Source organism: Phytobacter sp., assembly GCF_059074235.1.
Map to the genome: position 1 here is coordinate 116,710 of NZ_JCACPZ010000005.1, position 25,670 is coordinate 142,379.

The following is a 25,670-nucleotide window of genomic DNA, read 5'->3' on the forward strand; positions in this document are numbered from 1 at the left end:
CCTTAAAAATCAATAAATAAACTTCTGGCGTGCGAATTGCAATTTCTCTGGTAACCCAACTGATAAATGAGGTAACCATGAAGGGGAATGAGATTCTGGCGCTGCTGGATGAGCCTGCCTGCGAACATAACCACAAACAGAAATCCGGCTGTAGCGCGCCTAAACCCGGTGCTACGGCGGGCGGATGCGCCTTTGACGGCGCGCAAATCACCCTGCTGCCGCTCTCCGATGTGGCGCATCTGGTCCATGGCCCGATTGGCTGCACCGGCAGCTCCTGGGATAACCGGGGCAGTATGAGCTCTGGCCCGACCATCAACCGGCTCGGTTTTACCACCGATTTAAATGAACAGGATGTGATCATGGGGCGAGGCGAACGCCGTCTTGTTCCATGCGGTGCGCCACATCGTTGAGCGCTATCAGCCCAGCGCGGTATTTATCTACAATACCTGTGTCCCGGCCATGGAAGGCGATGATATCGAGGCTGTTTGCCAGGCCGCAGAAACCGCTACCGGCGTGCCGGTCATCGCTGTTGATGCCGCCGGATTTTATGGCAGCAAGAACCTGGGTAATCGTATGGCTGGCGAGGTCATGGTTAAAAAGGTCATTGGCCGACGCGAACCCGCCCCCTGGCCGGAAACCACTGCTTTTGCCCCCGAACATCGTCACGATATCGGCCTGATTGGTGAATTCAACATCGCCGGAGAATTCTGGCATGTGCAGCCGCTCCTTGATGAGCTGGGTATTCGGGTACTGGGAAGTTTGTCCGGCGACGGACGCTTTAAAGAGATCCAGACACTGCATCGGGCTCAGACCAATATGCTGGTCTGTTCACGGGCCTTGATCAACGTGGCTCGTGCGCTTGAGCAACAATACGGCACACCGTGGTTTGAAGGCAGTTTTTACGGTGTGCGAGCCACTTCAGATGCCCTGCGTCAGTTGGCTGAGCGACTTGGCGACCGCGACCTGATGGCCCGCACCGAAGCCCTCATCGCCCGTGAAGAAGCAGCCACAGAACGCGCTCTGGCCCCATGGCGTGAACGTCTGCAAGGACGTAAAGCCCTGCTCTACACCGGTGGTGTCAAATCCTGGTCGGTGGTTTCTGCGCTCCAGGATCTGGGAATGACCGTCGTGGCAACCGGCACACGTAAATCGACAGAAGAAGATAAACAACGCATCCGCGAGCTGATGGGCGACGACGCAGTGATGCTTGATGAAGGTAATGCCCGCACATTGCTGGACGTCTCGTATCGCTACCAGGTGGACCTGATGATTGCAGGGGGGCGCAACATGTACACCGCCTACAAAGCACGTCTGCCGTTCCTTGATATCAACCAGGAGCGCGAGCATGCCTTCGCTGGTTATCGCGGCATCGTTACTCTCGCTGAACAGCTTTGTCAGACCATCGAAAGCCCGGTCTGGTTACAAACTCATACCCGCGCACCGTGGCAATAAGGAGCACGCAATGGCAGAGATCGTACGTAACAACAAACCGCTGGCGGTAAGCCCAGTGAAAAGTGGGCAACCGCTGGGCGCGATTCTGGCAAGCCTCGGCATTGAGCACTGTATGCCACTGGTCCACGGAGCCCAGGGCTGCAGCGCCTTCGCCAAAGTGTTTTTTATTCAGCATTTCCATGATCCGGTGCCGCTGCAATCCACGGCAATGGATCCGACATCGACCATCATGGGGGCCGATAAAAATATCCTGGCCGCACTCAGCATCTTGTGTCAGCGCAACAATCCCAAAGCGATTGTGCTGCTGAGCACCGGACTGTCCGAGGCTCAGGGGAGCGATATCAGCCGCGTGGTCAGGGAGTTTCGTGCCGACTACCCGCGTTACAAGAACATTGCCCTGCTCACCGTGAATACCCCGGACTTCTACGGCACTCTGGAGAACGGCTACAGCGCGGTACTGGAGAGTATTGTGGAGCAGTGGCTGCCGGAAAAACCGCTACCGGGCCTGCGTAACCGGCGGGTCAATCTGGTGGTCAGTCACCTGCTCACTCCGGGTGAAATCGAACTGTTACGCAGTTACGTGGAAGCATTTGGCCTACAGCCAATTTTCTTGCCGGATCTATCCCAGTCGCTGGACGGACATCTTGCCAGCGGAGATTTTTCACCCGTCACCCAGGGGGGAACACCGCTGCGGCTCATTGAACAGATGGGGCAAAGCCTTTGTACCTTCGTCCTTGGGGTTTCACTTGCCCGCACCGCTTCTTTATTGGGTCAACGCTGCCGGGGTGAGGTCATCGCATTGCCGCATCTGATGACCCTGGAACAATGCGACCGTTTTATTCATCAACTGAAACGAATTTCCGGGCGAGATGTTCCGGCATGGATTGAGCGCCAACGTGGCCAGTTACAGGATGCGATGATCGATTGTCATATGTGGCTTCAGGACGCAAAGATGGCGCTGGCAGCCGAAGGGGACCTGCTCGCGGCCTGGTGCGATTTCGCACGCAGTCAGGGCATACAGCCTGGGCCAGTTATCGCGCCGGTCAGCCAACCGGGGTTACAGCACCTCCCGGTGGATCGCGTGGTGGTTGGCGATCTTGAAGATATGCAGGATCTGCTTTGTGCCCAGCCAGCCAGCCTGCTGGTGGCGAATTCCCATGCCGTGGACCTGGCAGAACAGTTTGACATGGCCTTAATTCGCGCAGGCTTTCCGGTTTATGACCGACTTGGGGAATTCCGGCGTGTTCGCCAGGGCTACCCCGGTATGCGTGACACCCTGTTCGAGCTGGCGAACATTCTGCGCGATCGCCACCATCATCTGACAGCTTACCGTTCCCCACTCCGTCAACATTTCACACTCTCCCCTTTATCAGGAGCCGACCATGCAGCATGTTAATCGGCAGTTCAGCACCATTTGTGCCAGCGAATGGTCGATGAAAGTCGCCTTCGCCAGCTCGGATTACCACCACGTCGACCAGCACTTTGGTGCCACCCCGAGGCTCGTGATTTACGGCGTCAAAGAGGATGACGTGACTCTACTTCGCGTCGTTGACTTCACCGTTCAGGCCGGGCATCAGGCAGAAAAACTCTCCCGTCGGATAGCCGCACTTGACGATTGCGTCACGCTGTATTGTGTAGCGATTGGGGAAGCCGTCTTTCGCCAGTTGTTGCAGGTTGGCGTGCGGGCAGTACGCGTCCCGGAAGACACGCCAATCGCAGGCCTGTTACAGGAGATCCAACAGTACTGGTACGACAAAGAACAGCGTAAAAGCCCCGTTAAGCGGGACCCGGATCGCTTCTCACAGTTATTACTGGAAAGCGAGTGGCAAGAGGAAAGTGACCGGGGAACGCGTTAATCGCTGTGTCGTTTCTGCGACAAACCTCACATAAATCACGACAGTGTCAGCGGCTTTATGCTGAGATGTCAGCATAACAACATGAATAATATGAGTTTTTACTTCTGGTATCGCTTTTGCTTGACAGTTGTACCCGCTGTTGATTGACGCGGTGAATTGCGCCCCGCGCTGTCCGTCATAATCCTGGGAGCTTTGAGCATGTGGAACTATTCCGAGAAAGTAAAAGATCATTTTTTTAATCCCCGTAACGCCCGGGTGGTGGATGAGGCCAACGCGGTGGGTGATGTGGGATCGATCAGCTGTGGTGACGCACTGCGCCTGATGCTGCGTGTCGATCCGCAAAGCGAAACCATCCTTGAGGCCGGCTTTCAGACCTTTGGCTGTGGCAGCGCGATTGCATCTTCATCGGCGCTAACTGAACTGATTATTGGCCGCACGTTGAAGGAAGCGGAATCCGTCACTAACCAGCACATTGCTGATTACCTTGATGGCCTGCCACCGCAAAAAATGCACTGTTCGGTGATGGGTCAGGAAGCGTTGCGGGCCGCCATCGCCAATTATCGTGGCGAGACGATTGAAGATGATCATGAAGAAGGCAAGCTCATCTGCAAATGCTTCGGTGTGGATGAAGGCCATATCCGCCGTGCGGTACTCACCAACGGACTGACCACCCTGGAAGAGGTGATTAACTACACCAAGGCAGGCGGCGGTTGCACCGCATGTCATGAAAAAATCGAACTGGCGCTGGCTGACATCCTTGCTGAACAGCAGTCGATTCCCATCCGCGTTGTGACGGAAAAGGACGAGCACTGGCAGGATGTGATGGATGCCATTACCGAGTTGCGACCCCACATTCAGGCCGACGGTGGCGACATGTCACTGGTCAACGTTGTGAACCATAAAGTGACGGTCAGCCTCTCTGGCAGTTGCTCGGGTTGCATGATGACTGACATGACACTGGCCTGGCTGCAGCAGAAATTAATGGAACGTACCGGGTGTTTTATGGAAGTCGTGGCGGCCTGAGCCGCATTCCGTTAGCCGATTGGGGGACATGATAATGAAACAGGTTTATCTCGATAACAACGCCACTACCCGCCTCGACCCGATGGTGCTGGAAGCCATGATGCCTTTTTTAACCGAGCATTATGGCAACCCCTCTTCGATTCATGATTTTGGTGCGCCATCCCGTGGCGCGCTTGAACGCGCACATCAGCAAGTTGCCAGCCTGCTGGGGGCAGATCATGCCAGCGAAATTATCTTTACCTCCTGCGCCACCGAAGCCACATCAACGGCCATCCACGCCTGTGTGGAGTTAATGCCCGAACGACGGGAAATTATCACCACCACGGTGGAGCATCCGGCTACGCTTGCGGTCTGCGAGCATCTTGAGCGCCAGGGATACCTGATCCATCGCATCAACGTGAACAGCCAGGGTGCGCTCGATATGGCCCACTACCAGCAAGCCCTGAGCAGTCGTGTGGCGCTGGTCACCGTAATGTGGGCAAACAATGAAACCGGTGTTCTCTTCCCCATTGAGACAATGGCGGAAATGGCGCATGAGTTTGGCACTCTCTTTCACTGCGATGCTGTCCAGGCCGTGGGAAAAATTCCCATGACCGTAGGCAAGAGCCGTATTGATATGCTCTCGTGCTCTGCACACAAACTGCACGGACCCAAGGGAGTCGGTTGCCTTTACCTGCGCCGGGGAACCCGTTTTCGCCCCCTGCTGCGTGGTGGGCATCAGGAACGTGGCCGACGCGCTGGCACAGAAAATATCGCGGGCATTGTTGGTATGGGCAGCGCCTGTGAACTTGCGCAAATCCACCTGCCAGGTATGCCGGACATCGCACGTTTGCGTGATTACCTCCAGGACGAACTGGTCAATGTGATCCCCTCGGTGAGGGTAATGGGCGGTAACCAGCCGCGCGTGCCCGGCACCGCTAACCTGGCCTTCGAGTACATTGAGGGGGAAGCCATTTTGCTGCTGCTGAACCAGGCGGGTATTGCCGCGTCCAGTGGCAGTGCCTGTACCTCAGGGTCACTTGAACCGTCACACGTTATGCGGGCCATGGACATTCCCTATACTGCCGCGCACGGCAGCATTCGTTTTTCGCTCTCACGCTATACGCGGGAAAAAGAGATTGATTATGTGATAGCCAGCCTGCCCCCCATCATCGCCAGGCTGCGGTTGCTCTCTCCCTACTGGCAAAACGGAAAACCTGTGGCGACAGATGCGTCTTTTGCACCGGTTTACGGTTAACCCTGGAGGCAGCAATGAGGTCAATTATCATTAACGACACCACCTTGCGGGATGGAGAACAAAGCCCGGGCGTCGCTTTTCGTGCCAGTGAAAAAATCGCCATTGCTGAGGCGTTGTGTGCAGCGGGGGTGGCGGAACTGGAAGTCGGTACACCCGCGATGGGCGATGACGAACGCGACCGGATCCAGCGAGTGCGCCATCACCTTCCTGCGGCCACCTTAATGACCTGGTGTCGTATGAACATCGACGACATTAGCCAGAGTGCCGATTTGGGCATGGACTGGGTGGATATCTCCCTTCCGGCCTCCGCTATCCTGCAAAAATACAAACTGCGCGACCCCCTCCCGGTTCTGCTCGAACGGCTTGGTATCCTGACTGAACAGGCGCGCTCCCTGGGTCTGAGAGTCTGTATCGGCTGCGAAGATGCCTCTCGTGCGACAGATGATGACCTGCATGCTATTGCCCGGGTGGCAAACTCTGCGGGTGCCCAGCGTCTTCGCTTTGCCGATACCCTCGGCGTACTGGACCCTTTCACTACCGAGGCACGCATCACCGCGCTTTGTCGCTTCTGGCACGGCGAAGTTGAAATGCACGCCCATAACGATCTGGGCCTCGCGACGGCCAATACACTGGCAGCGGTACGCGCAGGGGCCACCAGCGTCAACACCACCGTACTGGGGCTGGGAGAGCGTGCTGGCAATGCGGCACTGGAGACGGTTGCGCTGAGCCTTAACCGCTGTTTTAGCATCGACTGCGGTATCAATTTCAGCCATCTGCCTGCGCTCTGTCAGCAGGTGGCTGACGCGACACAACGTACCATTGACGCTCAGCAACCCCTGGTTGGCGAACAGGTCTTCACGCACGAATCCGGTGTCCATGTTGCCGCCCTGTTGCAAGACAGAGAGAGCTACCAGGCGATCGACCCGGCCTTGATGGGACGTGAGTATCGCCTGGTACTTGGTAAACACTCCGGCCGCCAGGCCGTAGACGGTGTGTTTGCGAGAATGGGTTACCACCTGGATGCGTTACAAATTGACGCGCTGCTTCCGGCCATACGCCGATTTGCAGAGAGCTGGAAGCGCACGCCAAAAGATGTCGAACTGATCGCAATCTACGAGGCATTGTGCGGCGACACCGTTCAGTGTCTGAGGGGCTGAAGATGGAGTGGTTTTATCAGATCCCGGGCGTCGACGAACTGGACAGCGCCGAATCTTTTTTTGATTTCTTCTCCGTGCCGTATGAAACGACGACCCTGCGCAACCGCTGTTTACCGGTATTAACCGCATTTCATCGCAAACTGCATGACAATGTTCCTCTGCGTAATCTCCTGGAGGATGACCCGCGCGCACCCTGGTTGCTCGCCCGGCGGCTGTTGGCAGAAAGTTATCAACAGCAGATAACAAGAGGTGGGGTATGAGTTCAACGTTTGCTTATGGTGAAGAGGTACGAGTTACCCGGGCTATCCGTAATGATGGCACCATGCCCGGTTTTGCCCGTGGCGATGTACTGGTGCGCCGTGGCAGCACCGGCTTTGTGCGCGAATGGGGAACGTTTTTAATGGATCAGGTTATTTACCAGGTGCACTTCCTGCAGGGGGATGTTGTGGTGGGCTGCCGACGGGAGGAACTGATTCCTGCCAGTCAACCGTGGCACGCAGGCATGCTACAGTTTGGTGACACTGTCACGAATCTGATCCCCCTGTCTATTCAGGGAGACGTCGTTGTGACAGCAGGAGAGACAGGACGTATTGAAGGTACTGACCATGGGGAGGACGGTAACAGCTACATTGTCGCCTTTGCCGACCGCTGGTTTCAGGTTCCCTCCGGAGCGCTGCGCTTAAAGGAGAATACTTAATGATGCATGCATGGGAGCGGTTTGGTCAGCGTCGACTGGCTCTCGCACGCTGGCAGTGTGAACCTCAGGCGATACCGGAAGGTGAGCGCCAGGTATTTGATCAGGCCTGGTCGCGTCAGCAGTTTATGGAACAAGCAATTATTGACCAGGCTCGCGGGTTAAGTCTTTCCCCTGCGCTGCTTGACACCATAGGCGCATCACTCGCCGAAATGCTTGATGCCCATGATTTTAGTAGTGAGGAGCGCCTGGCGGTTATTCATCACCATGCGCTGATGGAGTTACAGTTTGCCCGCATTACCGAGCAAGTTCCTGCCCCGGACGACCTGACCGTACTGGCCTGGTATCGACAACATCAGGATAAATTTATGCGCCCAGAGCAGCGAATGACCCACCACCTCTTATTGACAGTTGACGACGACGGTGATGCGATTCGCCGCCAGGCCCTGATGTTTTACCGGGAGATTCAGGCATCGCGTGACGCCTTTCCTCGGCTGGCAAAGCGCTATTCCCATTGTCCAAGTGCCTTAGAAGGAGGACGGCTTGGCTGGATCAGCCGCGGTTTACTGTACCCTCAGCTTGAATCGGCGCTGTTTGCACTCCCGGAAAATGGCATTGCTGCCCCCATAGAAACAGAACTGGGCTGGCATTTGATCTGGTGCGAACGTATTCGCCCCCCCCAACCTCTGGCGCAAAATGAAGCGCTGGAAAAAGCACGAGAATTCGTCTGGCGTCAGAGCCAACAACAGTGGCAGCAGCAGTGGCTGACTCGCCTGCTGGCTTCAATGTGATATTTGCAAAATCAGCCCGGTGAGCATTTTATCACCGGGCTGAGCGATCAGAGAATCTGCGGTTTAATTTGTTCCAGCCACATATCCAGGCGCTCATCTGTCAGGTCATACTGATTATCCTGGTCCAGTACCAGTCCCACGAACTTACCCGCTTCCAGTGCTGATGAGGAGGAAAAGTCGTAACCGTCATTCGGCCACGCCCCAACCACTTTCGCGCCACCACCAACCAGCGCATCGTAGAGAGGGCGTAACCCGCTGACGAAATTATCCGGGTAGCCTTGCTGATCGCCGAGCCCAAAAAGGGCGACGATTTTGCCGCTCAGATTCGTTCCCGTGAGTTGTTCCAGAAACTCCCCCCAGGATTCACTTTCGCACCCGGCATTCAGACCCGGGAGCTGCCCGTCCCCCAGCGTAGGTGTTCCCAGCACAAGAACGGGATAGGCCAGAAAGGCCTCCAGTGTCGTGCGGTTAATATTGACTGGCGCATCCGCCACGTCTCCCAGTTTCTGTTGGATCAATTTGGCGATCTTGCGGGTCTTTCCCGTGTCGCTACCAAAGAAAATACCGATGTTAGCCATTACGCGCTCCTGTCCCAGGTATGAAGAAGACCGCCGACGAAGGCGGCTCGTACACAGGGTATTTGCGAAGGTTATGCCAGGTTTTTTTCGCCCCTTTCTTGCACCGAATTGGGCAATTGCAGCCCAGTGTTTGACTCCTTTGTGTGCAGGTTTTCCGCACTCTGAGCCACCCACCTCCCCTTGTGGTCGCGGATTCGTTGTTTTTGCGAATCAGGATCAATCTTTGAGTGGGTACATGCCGAAATAGGCGCACGAGTTGCATGGTTAATGTTGCCCGACATTCCTTCGGGTGTGTGTCGTAACCCTGCACAAATTGTTGCAAGTACGACATTCCCGTCTCTGATAACAGGAGCTTGTGATGGCCTTTAATTTGATGATGGATGCCAGTGCACAGCAAGAAATTGCCGGTGCACTCTCGCTTCAACATCCCGGACTATTTTTCACAATGGTTGAGCAGGCGCCAATCGCCATTTCGCTAACCGATCCTGACGCCACAATTCTGTACGCCAATTCAGCTTTTTGTCGCCAGAACGGCTACAGCCTTGATGAACTCCTCAATCAGAACCACCGTCTGCTCGCCAGCCAACAAACGCCGCGCGTCATTTATCAGGAGATGTGGCAAACCTTATTACAGCGCATGCCGTGGCGCGGTCAGCTGATTAACCGCAGGCGAGATGGCAGTCTGTATCTGGCGGAAATCGATATCACGCCGGTTGTGAATCAGTTCGGCGAACTCCAGCATTACCTGGCGATGCAGCGGGACATTAGCGCCAGTTATGCACTGGAACAGCGTCTGCGTAACCATATGACCATGTCCGAGGCAGTGCTTAACAATATTCCGGCGGCTGTGGTGGTGGTGAACGAAAACGATCAGATCGTGATGGATAATCTGGCCTATAAAACCTTTTGTGCCGATTTGGGTGGCAAAGAGTTACTCAGCGAACTGGATTTTTCAGCGCGCAAAACGGACCTGTACGCCGGGCAAACGTTGCCTGTAGTCCTGCGCGGCAGCGTGCGCTGGCTCTCCGTAACCTGCTGGGCACTCCCCGGCGTGAGCGAAGAGGCCAGCCGATATTTCATTGACAATGCACTGCCCCGCACACTGGTGGTGATAGCCGATTGTACCCAACAGCAACAGCAGCAGGAACAGGGTCGCCTCGACCGACTGAAACAGGAGATGACTACGGGAAAACTGCTCGCGGCCATCCGCGAATCGCTCGATGCCGCGCTGGTTCAACTCAACTGCCCGATCAACATGCTGGCGGCGGCGAGACGCTTAAACGGCGAAGGTAGCCATAATGTGGCTCTGGATGCTGCCTGGCGTGAAGGTGAAGAAGCGATGGCCCGGTTGCAACGCTGTCGCCCATCCCTGGCACTGGAAACCAACGAAATCTGGCCGCTACAACCCCTGTTTGATGATCTTCAGGCGCTTTACCACACCCGTTACAACGACGGTCAACATCTTAGCGTTGAGATGGATTCCCCCCACCTGGTGGGGTTTGGTCAGCGTACACAAATTCTGGCCTGTTTGAGTCTGTGGTTAGACAGAACCGTGGCTCTGGCGGGCGAGTTGCATGATTTTATGCTCTACACCCAAATTTATGCCCGTGAAGAGGACGGCTGGCTTTCTCTTTGGCTTAACGACAATGTACCGCTGATGCAGGTGCGCTATGCGCACTCACCCGATGCCCTCAACGCTCCCGGCAAAGGGATGGAACTCCGGCTGATTCAGACACTGGTAGCCCACCATCGCGGCGCAATTGAACTCCATTCTCGTCCGGAAGGCGGCACCTGCCTGACCCTGCGATTCCCGTTATTTCATTCTCTGACCGGAGGCCCACGATGACCCAGCGACCCGAATCGGGTTCTACCGTCTGGCGGTTTGATCTCTCCCAGCAGTTTACGGCCATGCAGCGTATCAGCGTGGTACTCAGCCGGGCAACGGACATAAACCAGACGCTGCAGGAAGTGTTGTGTGTACTACATAACGATGCCTTTATGCAGCACGGCATGCTGTGTCTGTATGACAGCCAAAAGGAGATCCTGAATATTGAAGCCTTGCAGGAGGCCGACCAGCAGTTAATTCCTGGCAGCTCACAAATCCGCTATCGCCCAGGGGAAGGTCTGGTGGGTACGGTATTGTCGCAGGGACAGTCGCTGGTACTCCCACGCGTGGCTGACGATCAACGGTTTCTGGATCGTCTGGGATTGTACGACTATAACCTGCCTTTTATTGCTGTGCCGTTGATGGGACCACGTTCCGCGCCGATTGGCGTGCTGGCGGCACAACCGATGGCCCGCTTTGAAGAGCGCTTGCCCTCCTGCACCCGTTTTCTGGAAACTGTCGCCAACCTGGTGGCACAAACGGTCCGTTTAATGACCCCTCCGGCGGTGGTCGCCAGTCCACGTACAGCGGTGGCGCAAGTCGAACGCCAGCGAGGTTGCAACACACCGCGCCCCTTTGGCTTTGAAAATATGGTGGGGAAAAGTCCGGCCATGCAGCAAACTATGGAGATCATCCGCCAGGTATCTCGTTGGGATACTACCGTGCTGGTGCGTGGCGAAAGTGGAACCGGTAAGGAGTTGATTGCCAACGCAATTCACCACAACTCTCCGCGAGCAACAGCCCCTTTTGTGAAGTTTAACTGTGCAGCACTGCCGGATACATTGCTTGAGAGCGAGCTCTTTGGTCATGAAAAAGGGGCCTTTACCGGCGCAGTGCGTCAGCGCAAAGGTCGCTTTGAACTGGCAGATGGCGGGACGCTTTTCCTCGATGAAATTGGCGAAAGCAGTGCCTCTTTTCAGGCCAAGCTGCTGCGTATCTTGCAGGAAGGAGAAATGGAACGCGTGGGTGGAGATGAGACCCTGCGGGTCAATGTCCGCATTATTGCCGCCACGAACCGCAATCTTGAGGAGGAAGTGCGGATGGGTCATTTCCGCGAAGATCTTTATTATCGTCTCAACGTCATGCCCATCTCTCTGCCCCCGCTGCGTGAACGCCAGGAAGACATTGCCGAACTGGCCCACTTTCTGATACGCAAAATTGCCCAGCAGCAGGGACGTACCCTGCGCATCAGTGATGGCGCAATCCGCCTGCTAATGGGGTACACCTGGCCGGGCAATGTTAGAGAGCTGGAAAACTGCCTGGAACGTTCAGCAGTGATGTCTGAAAATGGGTTGATTGACCGGGATGTGGTGATGTTCCACCACCGGGAAAATGTACCGAAACCACAGGCATCCAGCGCGACTAAAGAGGATTCCTGGCTCGATAACTCTCTGGACGAGCGCCAGCGTCTGATTGCTGCGCTGGAGAAAGCCGGGTGGGTGCAGGCCAAAGCGGCACGTTTGCTTGGTATGACCCCGCGCCAGGTCGCCTATCGCATTCAAACCATGGACATCACCCTGCCCAGAATGTGACGCGCGAAAATTGTGATATTCGGCACATTGTCAGCCAAACGCCACAATCACGACAAACAATAATCAAAGTGACAATTTTAATGTTTTATTTTTCAATAAGTTAGATATTCAGTGAGCGGTACAGCTTTTGCAGCAGGAGGTTATGATTACGCAACTAAGGAACGATCATGACTTCCTGCTCTTCTCTCGCTGGCAGCACCGGTTGCCAGGCCCCTGAAGCGCCCTTGTCCGATTTTATCGCCGGAAAAGTGGCATCACATCCGTGCTACTCCCGGAGCGGCCACCACCGTTTTGCCCGCATGCATCTTCCGGTCGCACCTGCCTGCAACCTGCAGTGCAACTACTGTAATCGCAAGTTCGATTGCAGTAACGAATCACGCCCTGGGGTGTCGTCGTCGCTGCTTACCCCAGAGCAGGCGGTCGCGAAAGTGCGTCAAGTAGCAACCGCCATTCCACAACTTTCCGTAGTGGGGATTGCCGGGCCAGGTGATCCGTTAGCGAACTTTGCCCACTCTTTTAAAACACTCGAGCTGGTACGCGAACAATTGCCGGATCTGAAACTTTGTCTGTCGACCAATGGCCTGATGCTACCCGATGCAGTTGACCGTCTGATCGATGTGGGCGTTGATCATGTCACCGTCACCATTAATACCCTTGACCCGGATATTGCGGCACAGATCTATGCATGGTTGTGGCTTGATGGCGAGCGTTACAGCGGACGTGAGGCAGGGAAAATCCTGGTGGAACGCCAGCTTGAGGGAGTACGCAGGCTCACGGAGAAAGGGGTACTGGTGAAAATCAATTCTGTACTGATCCCCGGTATCAACGATCGTGTGATTGATGATGTTAGTCGCACACTCCGCCAGCATGGTGCGTTTATTCACAACATCATGCCGTTAATTTCCCGCCCGGAACATGGCACGGTCTTTGGTCTCAACGGGCAGCCGGAGCCCGATGCCACAATGCTTGCCGCAACCCGGTCGCGGTGCGGGGAGGTCATGCCACAAATGACACATTGCCAACAGTGTAGGGCTGATGCCATCGGCATGCTGGGTGAAGACAGAAGCCAGCAATTTCAACTGACACCGCTGCCTGCGGAACCTCAGCCGTGGCTGCCAACCCTGCAAAAACGCGCCAGATTGCACGCCAGCATTGCCACGCAGGGCGAGTCGGATGAACCAGAAGCCTGTCTGGTAGCTGTCGCGTCGACGCGTGGTGAAGTGATTGACTGCCATTTTGGTCATGCCGATCGTTTTCAGATCTACAGTCTGTCATCCGCAGGCGTTGTGTTGGTAAACGAGCGTTTCACCCCTAAATTTTGTCAGGGAAGTGATGACTGTGAACCTCAGGACAACGAAGTCCGCATGGCAGCTATGTTGGATCTGTTGGCGGATGTCAAAGCGGTATTTTGCTCGCGTATTGGCTATGGTCCCTGGCAACGGCTTGAGGCACAGGGTATTCAACCCTGCGTGGACGACGCATGGCAACCGATCTCCCCTGCGCTTCTGCGTTGGTGGGAAACCTGGCGGCAGAAATGGCAGGACGTCGATAGCCAAAAAGGAGTGGCATGATGGATGAACGTTACTGGTTGCGCCGTTTGTTCCATCTCTACACATACGGAGAGGGCTGCTACCCCCTCTCTATGGGGCTTTCTGATCCACTTTGGCGTACGCTGGGTGCGCAGTTGGACAAACCGGTATATACCGCACCATCAGACATTATTTTGCGGCGGACGTTAATGACTGAACTGATTGCCACACGCAAAGAGGAGCGTGAACAGCTCGCCGGGTGGCTGGAAAGCCACATGTCACCCGACGCAGCCCCCATGCAGCACATCATTGCCAGCGTCTCGCTGGCTTTTAATCATCTCTGGCAGGATCTCGGGTTAAGTTCACGTGAAGAGCTGCGTGAATTAATGACTGACTGTTTTCCACAACTGGTCGAGATGAACCGCGACAACATGCGCTGGAAAAAATTTTTCTATCGTCAACGCTGTTTGCATTCAGAAGGTGAACTGATTTGTCGTTCACCTAGCTGCGATGCCTGTTGTGAGCGACAGGTCTGCTTTGAGGTGCATTAATCATCAAAATGCGCACTTTAACTAAAATGACCGACTTTTTTTGATCTTTCGTACATATTTAACATTTATTAAGCAAATATTTTGCAGCATTAACAGTTTCATTTCGCCACCCTGTTAAGGTACCTTGTATCCTGTAGAGTTATAGGTTTGAGTGGATGAAAGAGGTGGCGAATGTATGCTTTTGTAGCCAGACAGGCGATATTCGATAGTCAAATGAACACCGTCGGCTATGAGCTGCTTTTCAGGGACAGCATGACCAACCGCTTCCCTGATGTCTCATCGGAACAGGCGACAACACAACTGATTGAAGAGCAGTTTTTTGGTGCGCCTGTGGGCCGTAAAAACGAGAGTAAGTCGGTATACGTCAACTTTCCTCACCAATTGCTCGTTGACGGCATGGCCGAAACACTGCCAAAAAACCGTGTTGTTATTGAAATACTGGAAACCTCTCAGCCTGACATACAGTTACTTGCTACCGTAAAACGCCTTCAGACGCTGGGCTTTCGTCTCGCACTGGACGATTTCACAATGAGTTCGGAGTGGGATGCCTTTATTCCTTACATCAATGTGATTAAATTCGATGTGCAAAAAAATACCCAGCAAGAAATTGATCATTATATTGGTAAAAACCGTGCACTTTTACGTAACACTGTGTTGCTGGCAGAAAAGGTAGAAAGTAATGATGAGTATGAAACCTTTAAGAAAATGGGGTTTAAGCTCTTTCAGGGATATTTCTTCAGCAAGCCCGTTGTTTATAAAAGAAACAAACTGATGCATAATCGTGCATTCGCGCTAAAAATAATGCAGGAAGTTAATGTTGAATTTCCCAATTTGAATCGTATCGAAGACCTGCTTAAGCGTGATGTGTCACTGTCGTTCAAAATCATGCGATATGCGCAGAATATTCTTTATAACACTCGCGGACTGACCGGATTCCGCAATCAGTCGCTGAAAGATATTGTGCTCTACTTAGGTATCAATGAGTTGCGCCGTTTCGTGCTGGTGGCCTGTTTAACCTCTTTTGAGACCGTCAGGACGGCTGAAATTTATTACCTCAGTCTGATTCGCGCTAAATTCTGCGAGTTGCTGGCTGGACGTAGCACTTCGCATCAGCTATCGAGTGAAGCCTTTATGGTGGGGCTGTTCTCGCTGCTGGATGTGATCCTCGAAACCCCGCTTGACGAGCTGATGGGGCAGATTGCCGTATCGCCAGACGTGGTAAAAGCGCTGAAACAACAGGACGGCGTTCTCTACGATTATGTGATGCTGGCTCAACTTTATGAACAGCGTCTCTGGTCCGAAGCCAGCGACAAGGCGAACCAACTGGGCGTGTCAGAAAGTACGGTGATGGAAATGATGAACAGAGCCACCAAATGGGCAGACGAGGTCCCGGTAGGGTTCGCAAAATGATCCGAATCCTTGTTACTCATATTATCTCATAGCGCGATCGTTTCATTTGAAACATTATTTCATTGCACACTTGTGAATGTTATTTTCAAAACATTCACATTATTAACACCCTTCCCTCACGCTTAAGTCAAATTAACTCGTTGTGCACTTCCACAATTTTATAACAATAAAATTGTGTGATTCAGATCAATTAAATAAAATCAATCTTCCTGCTCCCGTGCCGTTATTACTCTTACCATTCATTAAAATAAAATGACCACTATGAAAAAATTGTCTCAGGCATCAGTATTAACGAAACTGCTCACGGGGTTTTCAATATTAATTGCAATGATGCTCATTCTTGGCGCAGTTGCTATTTATCAACTCAACGCCAGTAATCATCATATCGATAAATTCCGCGAAAACCGCATGCCCGGCGTTCGCTATACCCTCGAAATGCGTGGCGTATTATCAGAAATGCGTTTGCAGCAAACACAGTATATTGCCTCTGTTACCCCGGAAGAGCGTGAGAAACACCGTGTTGAACTGCTACAAAATCAGGCAATTTTCCTCAATGCTCAACAGCAATACGCCAAACTGAGCAAAGATGCCCCTGAAGAGATGCGCACGTTGTTTAACACGGTTGCTGATAATTTCCGAAACTTCGTCGACGTGAACGCCAAAGTGATCACCGCAGTCAGCGCAGGTAATCTCGACGAGGCGTCAAAAATCAGTGGTGCCGTCTCCTCTAAATATCGCACACAGCTGATGGCCGACCTTGCAAAGCTCGTGGATGAGGAAGTCGCGATGGGAGATGCCGCTGGCAAAGCCTCTCAGTCCGGCTATACCGCTGCGCTTTACACCTTTTCTGGCCTGCTCCTGCTGGCGCTGATTGCCACCGGATTTATCGCCCTCTTTATCTCCCGCAGTCTCTCTCGTCAGTTGGGCGGCGAACCCGCTTATGCAGTTTCCATCATGCATGAAATTGCTTCCGGTAACCTTAAAGCCGATGTGAAGTTACGCGACAACGACAGCAATAGCCTGCTGGCCACCATCAAACTGATGAACAGCAAACTGGCCGAAATCATTGATGGCATCATCCACGGCAGCGAATCCATTTCTCTGGCTGCCAACGAAATTGCCCAGGGAAACAGCGATCTTTCTCAACGCACTGAAGAGCAAGCCGCCTCGCTGGTGCAGACCTCTTCCAACATGCAGCAGATCACGGAAAACGTGAAAAGTAACGCCGACAACGCCCGCAAAGCAAGTGAACTGGCGCGTGAAACCTCACAAACGGCAGTGAAAGGCGGTAAAGAGGTGAATGACATGCTGAAGCGGATGCATGAAATAGCCCAAAGTTCGCAGAAAATCGTCGACATTATTTCGGTGATCGAAGGTATTGCCTTCCAGACCAACATCCTGGCGCTGAACGCCGCCGTTGAAGCCGCCCGTGCGGGTGAGCAAGGCAAAGGTTTTGCCGTAGTCGCCGGTGAAGTACGTAACCTGGCGCAGAAAAGCTCGTCTGCGGCGAAAGAGATCAAGCAGTTGATCGAAGGCACAGTGGATAAAATTACCGATGGCTCACGTTATGCCGACACTGCAAGTCAGGCAATGGAGCAGATTGTTAATTCGGTCAACAAAGTGACTGACATTGTGGCAGAGATTTCTGCAGCCTCAACCGAACAGCATCAAGGTATCAAAGAGATCAGCATGGCCATTGATCAGATGGACACTGTGACACAGCAGAACGCCTCGCTGGTGGAACAAGCCGCGGTGGCTGCCCAGTCAATGACCGAGCAGAGCGAAGTGCTGCGTGATTCCGTGCGCTTCTTCCAGCTACGAATGCAAAATGCTCAATAAGTAAAAACGTGATTATCAGGACGCCGGGTAACCGGCGTCTTATTTACTGAATAACTGTCTTCGGCTCCATAAAAGCCGCAATTCCCCAGCGTCCCATTTCTCGCCCTATCCCTGATTGTTTGAATCCACCGAAAGGTGCACCGCCTTCATGCGCCAGCGTATTCACCTGCACCCGCCCGGAATGGATCTGTTCACCTACCGCAAGCGCTCGTGCCGCATCGCGCCCCAGCACCAGTGCGCTTAATCCGTAGTCCGTGTCGTTGGCAATCCGCACGGCATCGGTATCGTTTTCATAGGTAATGAGAGACAGTACCGGGCCAAATATCTCTTCTCGGGCAATACGCATATCGTTGCGTACGTCAGTGAACAGTGTCGGTTTCACAAACCACCCTTGCCCGCTGCCACCGGGACGCCCTTCACCACCCGCTAACAAACGCGCACCCTCTTCTGAGCCCAGACGGATATAGCTTTGCACTCGTTGCCACTGCTTTTCGCTGACCATCGGGCCAATGGTCGTGAGCGGATCGCGTGGGTCGCCGGAATGAATGGCACTGACTGCTCCCGTTAGCGCGGCTTCGCATTCAGCTTTACGTGAACGCGGAACCAGAATGCGCGTTCCGGCAATACAGGCCTGTCCGCTGTTCATAAATCCGGCCTGAATCGCCAGGGGAATGGCCGTCGCCAGATCGGCATCGTCGAGGATAATCGTCGGTGATTTACCACCCAGCTCCAGGGTGACGCGTTTAAAGCTGTCTGCCGTATTACGCAAAATCGCCTTCCCGGTGAGTGTAGAGCCAGTGAACGAGATTTTCGCCACATCCGGGTGACGGCTGATCGCCTCTCCCACCACATCGCCGCGTCCAGTGATGATATTGCACACACCTGCTGGCAATCTTGCGGAATCCAGGGCTTGCATCACGACTTGAGTTTGCAAGGCACTCATTTCGCTTGGCTTGATCACTGCCGTACACCCGGCAGCCAAAGCAGTGGCAAGCTTGCCGCAGATGAATCCGGCATTGCTGTTCCACGGAGTGATAAGACCGGCAACGCCCAGTGGCGTCATTTTCACCTGCGCTTGCCCCACGGTGGTGGTAAAGGCAAACGCCTCCAGGTCACACATCACTTGCTCGATAACATCTGCCGGGTAACGGGCCATCCAGTCGGCCCGCGAAACCGGTGCGCCGTATTCCAGCACAATGGCCTCATGCAACGCAGCTTCAGATTCCCGCATGGCATTGCGCATCCTGCCGAGCACCCCCAGGCGCTCTTTGACTGACGTTTGCGACCAGGCATCAAATGCGGCTTTCGCAGCAACAATCGCCGCATCAGCATCCTCTTGGTTAGCAAGCCGTGCTCGCCCGATGACTTGTGCGGTAGCCGGATTGTATAAATCAAAATATTCACTGCCCTGGGCGGTGATAAATTCACCGTTAATGAAGAGTTGTTCAAGCTGTCGCATCGTGACCTCCGGGTTGATAACCAGAGTGTTACACAGCTTTATCGCTCCGATAATCCACGCTATGCTGCAAAGGTTGTTTCGAAAATCAGGATAATCTATGCATCGTTCGGGACTGATTGAGCTGGAAGTGGTCATGGCCGTTATTCGCCAGGGCAGTTTTCGTGCTGCTGCGCAGGAGTTGGGCATGTCGGCCACCGCAGTGAGTAATGCCATTGCCGGACTGGAATCGCGTCTTGATGCTCGACTGTTTAACCGCACCACCCGCAGCGTCGCCCTGACGGAAGCCGGTCAACGGTTTGTTGAACGTGTCGGCCCCGCATTGCTGGTCATCCAGCAGGCCGCAGATGAAATCCACAGTTTGCCTGAAGAACCGTCTGGCACGCTGCGTATCAATGCCCCCCAGGCAGCAGGTCGACTCTTTCTCGATGACCTGATCATTCGATTTCTTGCGCGCTATCCTCAAATGCGCCTGGAGATTGCCAGTGAAGCCAGAATGATTGATATCGTCGCTGAAGGATACGATGCCGGGATTCGTCTTGCCGAGTCCGTCCCTCAGGACATGATTGCCGTGCCTCTCACCCCCGACATCCGCATGCGTGTGGTCGCCACACCAGCCTGGTTTGCTGAGCATGGCACACCTGAAACGCCGGAAGCCTTAACCCATCATCAGGGTATTTGCATGCGTATGTCGCATGGTGGTGTGTACCGCTGGGAGATGGAACGCCACGGCGAACATTTTGTGATAGCAGTTCCTGCTCGTCTGGCGACCACCGATCTTTTTACCTCTATCCGTGCGGTGCAGGCTGGGTTGGGGGTCGGCTTTTTGCCCGAGCTCTACATTGAGGATTTGCTTCAGTCAGGTGAACTGGTGAGCGTACTTGATGAGTGGACACAGCCTTTTAAAGGGCTGTGTCTTTACTACCCCGGACATCGTCACATCCCGATGGGGCTTAAGGCGTTTATCGCTTTTGTTCGGCAACAGCAGTGACGATTATTTCAGTCCTGCGCGCTCCAGGCCGTAGGCAGTATCCTGCGAACCCGGTACCATCTGCGACAGGATTTGCAGGCGATTCCACGCATTGATGATGGCAATGGCAAAGGCGAGTTCAGCGATCTCTTCATCACTAAAATATTCGCGGGTCGTGCGATAAAGCGCGTCCGATACCCCTCCATCCCCCAGTCGGGTCAGCGCTTCAGTGAGCGCCAGCGCCGCCTTCTCTTTGGCACTGAACAGCGGTGACTCGCGCCAGATAGCCACGTGGTACAGACGCAGTTCGCGCTCACCGCGCAGCTTGGCCTGTTTCACGTGCATATCCAGGCAAAATGCGCAGCCGTTAAGTTGGGAAGCACGGATATCCGCCAGATTCTTGATACCGGCATCCAGCGAACTTTTATGGGAAGCCATGCTGGCGTCACCCAGAGTTTTGATCAGTTCTGGGACAGCCTCAAAGTGATTCACGCGTGCGTTCATTTTCATATTCCTCATGTATTGATTTGACCGAACCAATAGTAGAGATTTATGGCATAGTAAAAAGATACAAAATGTCATTATTGAGGTAGGACATGGCTACAGGATACCGTGACATCTATACCCGATTTCGGCAGGACATTCTTAATGGATTGCTGAAACCAGGTGACAAAGTGCCCTCGGTCCGCGTTCTCGCCGCTGAGCTACAGGTGGCGCGTAAAACAGCAGAAACGGCGTATGCCATCCTGTCGGGTGAAGGCTACCTCGTCAGCCAGGGTGCACGCGGTACACGAGTTAACCCGGAATTGAATCTGCCACCAGTGCACACTCCTGTTGTCACGGATTTGCCCGAAGAGTCCAAACTCACCTCGGTGGTAAATATTCGCGATCAGCAAGGTTTCTTTCGACTTGGCGTGCCTGCGCTGGATGCCTTTCCTGGAAAGAAATGGCTGCTGCTATCAGGCCAGGTCCTCCGTTCACTTCCCGCTGCGGAGATGGTCAATCCGCCCCTGATGGGATATCCGCCACTGCGGGAAGCTATCGCCCGTTATCTCAATATTTCCCGCGGACTGAACTGTAGCCCGGAGCAGATTTTCATCACCAGTGGTTATCGTAATAACCTGACGCTTATCCTCAACACTCTTGCCAGAGAGAGCGATAAAGTCGTACTCGAAGATCCCGGGTATTTTTTCGGCCAGCAACTGCTCAAACGGGCGGTTAAAAATCTGCACCCGGTTCCGGTTGACTTCGAGGGGCTGAATGTCAGCTATTTACTGAATCATCATGTTGACGCACGCTTCGTATTTGTGACGCCGTCACATCACAGCCCTCTGGCGGTCACGCTTTCCCTGCCCCGTAAACACCAGTTGCTTGAGTGGGCCAATGCAAATAACACATGGATCATTGAAGATGATTACGACGGTGAATTTCATTACACCCGCAAGGTGCTGCCTGCACTAAAAAGCCTGGATACGCACGATCGGGTTATTTATATGGGCACCTTCAGCAAAACCATTATGCCCTCACTGCGAATCAGCTACATCGTGATGCCGCGTTCAACGATAAATGCGTTCCAGGAAACAGGCGAAATTACGGAGAATGGCCAACCGGTGCTGACGCAAAAAATGGTCGCCCGCTTCCTGTCGGAAGGACATTTTTTCCGTCATCTGAAGAAAATGCGCACCCTCTATCAGCAACGGCGAGAAATGATGCTTGCGGCGCTGAAAACCGTATTTCCTGATCTGTTTGATGTTGAGGTGAATGATGGAGGCATGCACATTATCGCGTTTCTGCGCCACGGCGTGGACGATGTTGGATTAGCGAAAATATGGCAACAACATGACCTTCGGGTTAGCCCATTATCCGAGTGGTATAACAGGTCGTCAAAAAGGTATGGGTTGATTATGGGCTACACCAATATTCGTTCCGGGGAAGAGGTGGTGAAATTGCTCGAGCGGGTAAAAGAAGAAACACTGCAATTCAGCAATGGCTGAAAGGGGGCAAGCCCCCTTTCAGGATACTACTCAGGGTAATGCACTGACGAATGAGATATCCCATGCCGTGGCAATAAGCGAGATACCGAATACCAGGCCCATTACGAGCGGTAACGTTTTTTCCAGCTTTTCCATTGCTTGTCCCTCTCTTCGTTCGTGTTGCGCCAGCTTCAGCGACAACGGATTTGCCCTGGCCGACAAGGTCGACACCGTTACGGCAAGAAAATTATAGGAAAAAAAAGCCGTCCTTGTTAGCTATTCGTGTTTTAGGCACCGATGCCGATGTTTCTGTCATGACAGCAAACAACAGTATGTTGTAACTAATTCATAAATAAAATAAAGGGAAGCGGCCAAAGACTCGCTCCCCCTGCATTAAATCACTGTCGCTGTTAGCAGAGTGGTTTAACCGCCTCACGCATACCACGCAGCAGAATGGCATCCAGATCCAGAGAAATCTGTTCTACCAATCCAGCAACCTGCGTCAAATCTTGCTCCCAGTGATCGCTGACAGACAGAATTGAGCGGACCAATTCTGTAGTGCTGATTTGACGGTCACCGTGTTGGCTCCACAGCTGCTGATAACGCTCGATCCAGTGTGCATCGTCCTGCACCGGATAAGCTTCGCCGTTGCGTTCGGCACGGTAGAAGGCGATCAGTGCCGCCAGAGCGAAGGTCAGACGTGCAGGTAATTTACCGTTTTGCTCCTGTCCTTTCAGCAACTGCGGCAGAATACGGGTACGGAATTTAGTCATCCCGTTAAGCGCAATCGACAGCAACTGATGCTTGATGTACGGGTTACGGAAACGCCCCGTTACCGCGCTGGCAAAGGATTCCAGCTCATCGCGTGGCAGGTCGAGGACCGGAATGATCTCTTCGTAAATCGCTTTTTCCACGAAGGCACAGATTTCCGTGTCGTTCATGGCTTCGCCGACAGTATCCAGGCCCGCCGGGAACGCCACCGGTACCAACGCAGTGTGCGCGCCGTTGAGGATGGCTACTTTACGTTCTTTGTACGGCTTAATATCGTCAACAATCAGTACGTTGAGCGGATATTTGTCCAGACGCAGTTCCTGCGCGAGGGATTTCGGCCCCTGAATAACAAACAGATAGAAGTGCTCAGCGGTATCCAGGAAGCCGTCGTGGTAACCCAGTTCGGCTTCAATCTGTGCAACTTCATCACGCGGATAGCCGGTCACAATGCGGTCAACCAGTGTGGAGCAGAAGGTGTTCGCCTCGTTCAACCACTGGGTAAAGGCCGCTGGCAGTGCCCAGTCCTGTGCATAACGCAGCACCAGTTCTCGTAGCGCATCGCCGTTATAATCAATCAGTTCGCATGGGATGATGATCCAGCCTTTATCCGCTGCGCCGTTGAAATGGTTGAAGCGTTCGAACAACAAACGGGTCAGTTTCGCCGGGTAGCTGACGGCAGGTGCATCTTCAAATTTGTCACCCGCATGGTAGCTGATGCCCGCTTCGGTCGTGTTGGAGAAAACAAAACGCATATCCGGGTTGTGTGCCAGTTTCAGGAACTCATCGTATTGGCTGTAAACACTGATTTCACGGTTTACAGAACGAATGAGGCGGGAGTCGCTGACCGCTTCGCCCTGCTCATTCAGCCCACGGATAATGGTGGTGTACAGACCATCCTGAGTGCTCAGTGACGGCGGGAAAGTACTGTCGATAGGACGAACAAGCACAATGCCTGCATTCAGATCAGTGTGCTCGTTTAGTAAGTCTATCTGCCAGTCAACGAAGGCGCGTAAGAAGTTGCCTTCACCGAATTGAATTACGCGCTCAGGGTAAGAAGCACCGGGAAAATCGCGACGGTTAACAGTGTTCACAATGTGTTCCTTTTTTGATTAGTCATACAACCCAGGAAGATTGGTGTAATAACTTACCAGACTTTTGAACCATGAACCCCTGTTTTGATCAAAGTGAGCAGACAAATTTAATGTCTATCACAAAAACTTATAAAATACGCTAGTACTTGTCATTTCCCCATCCGGCATCAATGCATAACGCGGAATTTCTCCGACTTTTTGCCACCCGCATTGCGTATAGAAGGTTTCCGCACCGCTGCCGGTACTGGTATCCAGAACTAATACCGTTTTACCGTGATCCCGTGCTGCTGTTTCCAGCGCCGTCATTAAACGCCCGGCTACACCTTTACGCCGTGCACGGTCGTGCACCAACAGCTTGGCAACATCAGCGCGATGTGGCTGGTTTTCGGGTTGATCGAGGATGAGTTGCACCGTGCCGACTATCCCCAGCCCTTCGGGTTCATCGACCAGTACCAGGCGTTCGCCACGCGCCACGCTGGATGCGACTTGTTGCCAAAAAGCGCGGGATTTTTCACGACCGAAAGGGAGCATAAAGCTGACTGAGGCCCCGCCCTGCACACAGTTTTCGAGTACATCGCAGAGTTCATCAATACGGGCGGTAATGTCGTCAGCAGACAGGGTATGAAGAGAAGAGAGAGTGGCCATTTTCATTCCTTAAAAACAACCACTATGCATTTTACATTTTCACAACACAATCAATGACGTCAAAGCTTTTTGTAATGACGTTAGCGAGTGTGTTGATTGTCCGATTTCATAGCATACATCTTGGTGTCGGCATCTTTCAGCCAGGGCTTCACATCACCATCCCCGTCGTGGTCAAACTCGCTGACCCCCCAGGAAAAGGACAGTTTCCAGGGTTTTCCTGACGTGAGATTCCAGGCTTTGGTCTGCTCGGCCAGATGTTCAACGGCGATCCAGGCCCCCTTCTCATGGGTATCCGAGAAAAGCACAGCAAACTCGTCTCCCCCGTAGCGCACCAGCAGATCGGCTTCACGGAAACTAGCCCGCATAATCTCTGCCATCGCCTTCAGCGCTTCGTCACCTTCACCATGACCCCAGGTGTCATTGATTTTTTTGAAGCCATCAAGATCCAGCCACGCCAGGGCCAATGGTTCCGCACGACGCCGGGCACTGGAAATCGCGAACTTCACAAGACTATCAAACGCACGGCGATTAAAAAGTCCCGTCAGCTCATCGGTGGTTGCAGCACTCATTACTGCAAATTCATTTTCCACGATCAGCGCGAAATCCTTGAGGATCTCCAGCTCTGCGGCAGTGAAATCGCGCGGATTCCGGTCAATGAGGCAGAAAGAGCCCACAATTGCGCCGTCCGGCAGATGCAACGGATAGCCAGCGTAAAAACGCAAACTGGATTCACCAATGACCAGAGGATTGTCCGCAAAGCGTTCATCTTGCTTAGCGTCATTAATGATTAACGGTGCGGCGCTGAGAATGGCATGGCCGCAGAAGGAGAATACTGCGCGGCAGATGTCTGGTGCGCAAGTCCGTCGCTGGACTTGAAATGCAGTGTGCTGTTCGCCCACCAGCGTGACCAGGGCAACCGGCACATTGAACAGCCGTTTTGCCAGCCGGGTGAGGCGGTCAAAGCGTTCGTTAGTACCGGTGTCGAGCAGGCCTGAGTCGTGTAACGACGCCAGACGTTTTTCCTCATTGGCAGGGAGTGCAGGTGTTTTCATAGGGTGCTTTCTCGCTATTCATGACCTGATGTCTTCCGCGATTATAAAAACCATCCAGCGTTAGCTTCGCGGTGTACAGCATAAAGCGTAGCGTATTCAGCAAGTTTGTCAGTGTGCGAAGATCTGGTTTTTTCAGGACGTTTTGCGCGGTACAACGCATCATCTGCTGCTTTTAACC

General features: G+C 53.5%; 22 protein-coding genes and 1 pseudogene. 17 read left to right on the plus strand and 6 right to left on the minus strand.

Features of this window, described 5'->3' with window-relative positions:
* Nucleotides 1–77 precede the first annotated feature (77 nt).
* From nifE to nifM, 9 genes and pseudogenes are all read left to right on the plus strand, one after another.
* A pseudogene (nifE, locus tag AC5JPW_RS14465) lies at nt 78–1,452 on the plus strand (nitrogenase iron-molybdenum cofactor biosynthesis protein NifE).
* Nucleotides 1,453–1,462: 10 nt separating this feature from the next.
* A complete protein-coding gene (gene nifN, locus AC5JPW_RS14470; RefSeq protein WP_494241388.1) occupies nt 1,463–2,848 on the plus strand; it encodes a nitrogenase iron-molybdenum cofactor biosynthesis protein NifN in 1,386 nt (461 codons plus the stop codon).
* Nucleotides 2,835–3,308, plus strand: coding sequence for a NifB/NifX family molybdenum-iron cluster-binding protein (locus AC5JPW_RS14475; RefSeq protein ID WP_494241390.1), 474 nt, complete (start codon nt 2,835–2,837; stop codon nt 3,306–3,308). The genes nifN and AC5JPW_RS14475 overlap by 14 nt, the downstream gene beginning before the upstream one ends.
* 198 nt (nt 3,309–3,506) lie before the next feature.
* The gene (nifU, locus tag AC5JPW_RS14480) at nt 3,507–4,331 is read left to right on the plus strand and encodes a Fe-S cluster assembly protein NifU (RefSeq protein ID WP_494241391.1); all 825 of its coding nucleotides are present in this window, start codon (nt 3,507–3,509) and stop codon (nt 4,329–4,331) included.
* A gap of 34 nt (nt 4,332–4,365) precedes the next feature.
* The gene (gene nifS, locus AC5JPW_RS14485) at nt 4,366–5,568 is read left to right on the plus strand and encodes a cysteine desulfurase NifS (RefSeq protein WP_494241393.1); all 1,203 of its coding nucleotides are present in this window, start codon (nt 4,366–4,368) and stop codon (nt 5,566–5,568) included.
* 14 nt (nt 5,569–5,582) lie between these two features.
* Nucleotides 5,583–6,725: a homocitrate synthase gene (gene nifV, locus AC5JPW_RS14490; protein ID WP_494241395.1), complete on the plus strand. Its 1,143-nt coding sequence runs from the start codon at nt 5,583–5,585 to the stop codon at nt 6,723–6,725.
* Between the two features lie 2 nt (nt 6,726–6,727).
* Nucleotides 6,728–6,985 carry a nitrogenase-stabilizing/protective protein NifW gene (locus AC5JPW_RS14495; protein WP_494241397.1) on the plus strand — a complete coding sequence of 86 codons (258 nt, stop codon included), beginning with the start codon at nt 6,728–6,730 and terminating at the stop codon, nt 6,983–6,985.
* Nucleotides 6,982–7,422 carry a nitrogen fixation protein NifZ gene (locus tag AC5JPW_RS14500; protein WP_494241399.1) on the plus strand — a complete coding sequence of 147 codons (441 nt, stop codon included), beginning with the start codon at nt 6,982–6,984 and terminating at the stop codon, nt 7,420–7,422. The genes AC5JPW_RS14495 and AC5JPW_RS14500 overlap by 4 nt, the downstream gene beginning before the upstream one ends.
* A gap of 2 nt (nt 7,423–7,424) precedes the next feature.
* Complete coding sequence (gene nifM, locus AC5JPW_RS14505) at nt 7,425–8,210, plus strand: nitrogen fixation protein NifM (protein WP_494241426.1); 786 nt, start codon at nt 7,425–7,427, stop codon at nt 8,208–8,210.
* Nucleotides 8,211–8,257: 47 nt separating this feature from the next.
* On the opposite strand, the gene AC5JPW_RS14510 is transcribed toward nifM, so the two are convergent.
* Nucleotides 8,258–8,788, minus strand: coding sequence for a flavodoxin (locus AC5JPW_RS14510; protein ID WP_494241401.1), 531 nt, complete (start codon nt 8,786–8,788; stop codon nt 8,258–8,260).
* A gap of 358 nt (nt 8,789–9,146) precedes the next feature.
* Between AC5JPW_RS14510 and nifL the strand changes: the two genes are divergently transcribed.
* The 6 genes from nifL (at nt 9,147) to AC5JPW_RS14540 (ending at nt 17,534) form a co-directional block, all read left to right on the plus strand.
* Nucleotides 9,147–10,634 carry a nitrogen fixation negative regulator NifL gene (gene nifL / locus AC5JPW_RS14515; protein WP_494241402.1) on the plus strand — a complete coding sequence of 496 codons (1,488 nt, stop codon included), beginning with the start codon at nt 9,147–9,149 and terminating at the stop codon, nt 10,632–10,634.
* On the plus strand, nt 10,631–12,205 hold the full coding sequence (gene nifA, locus AC5JPW_RS14520; protein WP_494241404.1) for a nif-specific transcriptional activator NifA: 1,575 nt from the start codon (nt 10,631–10,633) through the stop codon (nt 12,203–12,205). The genes nifL and nifA overlap by 4 nt, the downstream gene beginning before the upstream one ends.
* Before the next feature lie 167 nt (nt 12,206–12,372).
* Entirely contained in the window at nt 12,373–13,776 is a 1,404-nt protein-coding gene (nifB, locus tag AC5JPW_RS14525; RefSeq protein ID WP_494241405.1) for a nitrogenase cofactor biosynthesis protein NifB, read from the plus strand.
* Nucleotides 13,773–14,285, plus strand: a complete 513-nt coding sequence (locus AC5JPW_RS14530) for a nitrogen fixation protein NifQ (RefSeq protein ID WP_494241407.1) — start codon at nt 13,773–13,775, stop codon at nt 14,283–14,285. Before nifB ends, AC5JPW_RS14530 begins: the two co-directional genes overlap by 4 nt.
* Before the next feature lie 171 nt (nt 14,286–14,456).
* Nucleotides 14,457–15,695, plus strand: coding sequence for an EAL and HDOD domain-containing protein (locus AC5JPW_RS14535; RefSeq protein WP_494241408.1), 1,239 nt, complete (start codon nt 14,457–14,459; stop codon nt 15,693–15,695).
* A 261-nt stretch (nt 15,696–15,956) separates the two neighbouring features.
* Nucleotides 15,957–17,534: a methyl-accepting chemotaxis protein gene (locus AC5JPW_RS14540; RefSeq protein ID WP_494241410.1), complete on the plus strand. Its 1,578-nt coding sequence runs from the start codon at nt 15,957–15,959 to the stop codon at nt 17,532–17,534.
* A gap of 43 nt (nt 17,535–17,577) precedes the next feature.
* On the opposite strand, the gene AC5JPW_RS14545 is transcribed toward AC5JPW_RS14540, so the two are convergent.
* Entirely contained in the window at nt 17,578–18,993 is a 1,416-nt protein-coding gene (locus AC5JPW_RS14545; RefSeq protein WP_494241412.1) for an aldehyde dehydrogenase family protein, read from the minus strand.
* A 97-nt stretch (nt 18,994–19,090) separates the two neighbouring features.
* Between AC5JPW_RS14545 and AC5JPW_RS14550 the strand changes: the two genes are divergently transcribed.
* Nucleotides 19,091–19,981, plus strand: a complete 891-nt coding sequence (locus AC5JPW_RS14550; RefSeq protein ID WP_494241413.1) for a LysR family transcriptional regulator — start codon at nt 19,091–19,093, stop codon at nt 19,979–19,981.
* 3 nt (nt 19,982–19,984) lie between these two features.
* On the opposite strand, the gene AC5JPW_RS14555 is transcribed toward AC5JPW_RS14550, so the two are convergent.
* Nucleotides 19,985–20,464: a carboxymuconolactone decarboxylase family protein gene (locus AC5JPW_RS14555; RefSeq protein ID WP_494241414.1), complete on the minus strand. Its 480-nt coding sequence runs from the start codon at nt 20,462–20,464 to the stop codon at nt 19,985–19,987.
* Nucleotides 20,465–20,556: 92 nt separating this feature from the next.
* On the opposite strand from AC5JPW_RS14555, the gene pdxR reads away from it, so the two are divergent.
* Entirely contained in the window at nt 20,557–21,954 is a 1,398-nt protein-coding gene (gene pdxR, locus AC5JPW_RS14560) for a MocR-like pyridoxine biosynthesis transcription factor PdxR (RefSeq protein WP_494241416.1), read from the plus strand.
* Nucleotides 21,955–22,343: 389 nt separating this feature from the next.
* Here the strand turns inward: pdxR and AC5JPW_RS14565 are convergent, their stop codons facing one another.
* The 3 genes from AC5JPW_RS14565 to AC5JPW_RS14575 all read right to left on the minus strand — a co-directional run bounded on the left by AC5JPW_RS14565 (nt 22,344) and on the right by AC5JPW_RS14575 (nt 25,492).
* The gene (locus AC5JPW_RS14565) at nt 22,344–23,795 is read right to left on the minus strand and encodes a tagaturonate reductase (RefSeq protein WP_494241418.1); all 1,452 of its coding nucleotides are present in this window, start codon (nt 23,793–23,795) and stop codon (nt 22,344–22,346) included.
* 117 nt (nt 23,796–23,912) lie between these two features.
* A complete protein-coding gene (locus AC5JPW_RS14570) occupies nt 23,913–24,440 on the minus strand; it encodes a GNAT family N-acetyltransferase (RefSeq protein WP_494241420.1) in 528 nt (175 codons plus the stop codon).
* A gap of 80 nt (nt 24,441–24,520) precedes the next feature.
* Nucleotides 24,521–25,492: a sensor domain-containing diguanylate cyclase gene (locus tag AC5JPW_RS14575; protein ID WP_494241422.1), complete on the minus strand. Its 972-nt coding sequence runs from the start codon at nt 25,490–25,492 to the stop codon at nt 24,521–24,523.
* Between the last annotated feature and the right edge of the window lie 178 nt (nt 25,493–25,670).

What these genes read in the sequence shown, in the direction of transcription:
- AC5JPW_RS14575 (WP_494241422.1), bottom strand. Translation starts at nt 25,492, where the DNA reads ATGAAAACACCTGCACTCCCTGCCAATGAGGAAAAACGTCTGGCGTCG.
- AC5JPW_RS14500 (WP_494241399.1), top strand. Translation starts at nt 6,982, where the DNA reads ATGAGTTCAACGTTTGCTTATGGTGAAGAGGTACGAGTTACCCGGGCT.
- AC5JPW_RS14535 (WP_494241408.1), top strand. Translation starts at nt 14,457, where the DNA reads ATGTATGCTTTTGTAGCCAGACAGGCGATATTCGATAGTCAAATGAAC.
- nifN (WP_494241388.1), top strand. Translation starts at nt 1,463, where the DNA reads ATGGCAGAGATCGTACGTAACAACAAACCGCTGGCGGTAAGCCCAGTG.
- nifB (WP_494241405.1), top strand. Translation starts at nt 12,373, where the DNA reads ATGACTTCCTGCTCTTCTCTCGCTGGCAGCACCGGTTGCCAGGCCCCT.
- nifU (WP_494241391.1), top strand. Translation starts at nt 3,507, where the DNA reads ATGTGGAACTATTCCGAGAAAGTAAAAGATCATTTTTTTAATCCCCGT.
- AC5JPW_RS14545 (WP_494241412.1), bottom strand. Translation starts at nt 18,993, where the DNA reads ATGCGACAGCTTGAACAACTCTTCATTAACGGTGAATTTATCACCGCC.
- nifS (WP_494241393.1), top strand. Translation starts at nt 4,366, where the DNA reads ATGAAACAGGTTTATCTCGATAACAACGCCACTACCCGCCTCGACCCG.
- nifV (WP_494241395.1), top strand. Translation starts at nt 5,583, where the DNA reads ATGAGGTCAATTATCATTAACGACACCACCTTGCGGGATGGAGAACAA.
- AC5JPW_RS14530 (WP_494241407.1), top strand. Translation starts at nt 13,773, where the DNA reads ATGATGGATGAACGTTACTGGTTGCGCCGTTTGTTCCATCTCTACACA.
- AC5JPW_RS14495 (WP_494241397.1), top strand. Translation starts at nt 6,728, where the DNA reads ATGGAGTGGTTTTATCAGATCCCGGGCGTCGACGAACTGGACAGCGCC.
- nifL (WP_494241402.1), top strand. Translation starts at nt 9,147, where the DNA reads ATGGCCTTTAATTTGATGATGGATGCCAGTGCACAGCAAGAAATTGCC.
- pdxR (WP_494241416.1), top strand. Translation starts at nt 20,557, where the DNA reads ATGGCTACAGGATACCGTGACATCTATACCCGATTTCGGCAGGACATT.
- nifA (WP_494241404.1), top strand. Translation starts at nt 10,631, where the DNA reads ATGACCCAGCGACCCGAATCGGGTTCTACCGTCTGGCGGTTTGATCTC.
- AC5JPW_RS14475 (WP_494241390.1), top strand. Translation starts at nt 2,835, where the DNA reads ATGCAGCATGTTAATCGGCAGTTCAGCACCATTTGTGCCAGCGAATGG.
- AC5JPW_RS14540 (WP_494241410.1), top strand. Translation starts at nt 15,957, where the DNA reads ATGAAAAAATTGTCTCAGGCATCAGTATTAACGAAACTGCTCACGGGG.
- AC5JPW_RS14570 (WP_494241420.1), bottom strand. Translation starts at nt 24,440, where the DNA reads ATGGCCACTCTCTCTTCTCTTCATACCCTGTCTGCTGACGACATTACC.
- nifM (WP_494241426.1), top strand. Translation starts at nt 7,425, where the DNA reads ATGCATGCATGGGAGCGGTTTGGTCAGCGTCGACTGGCTCTCGCACGC.
- AC5JPW_RS14555 (WP_494241414.1), bottom strand. Translation starts at nt 20,464, where the DNA reads ATGAACGCACGCGTGAATCACTTTGAGGCTGTCCCAGAACTGATCAAA.
- AC5JPW_RS14550 (WP_494241413.1), top strand. Translation starts at nt 19,091, where the DNA reads ATGCATCGTTCGGGACTGATTGAGCTGGAAGTGGTCATGGCCGTTATT.
- AC5JPW_RS14510 (WP_494241401.1), bottom strand. Translation starts at nt 8,788, where the DNA reads ATGGCTAACATCGGTATTTTCTTTGGTAGCGACACGGGAAAGACCCGC.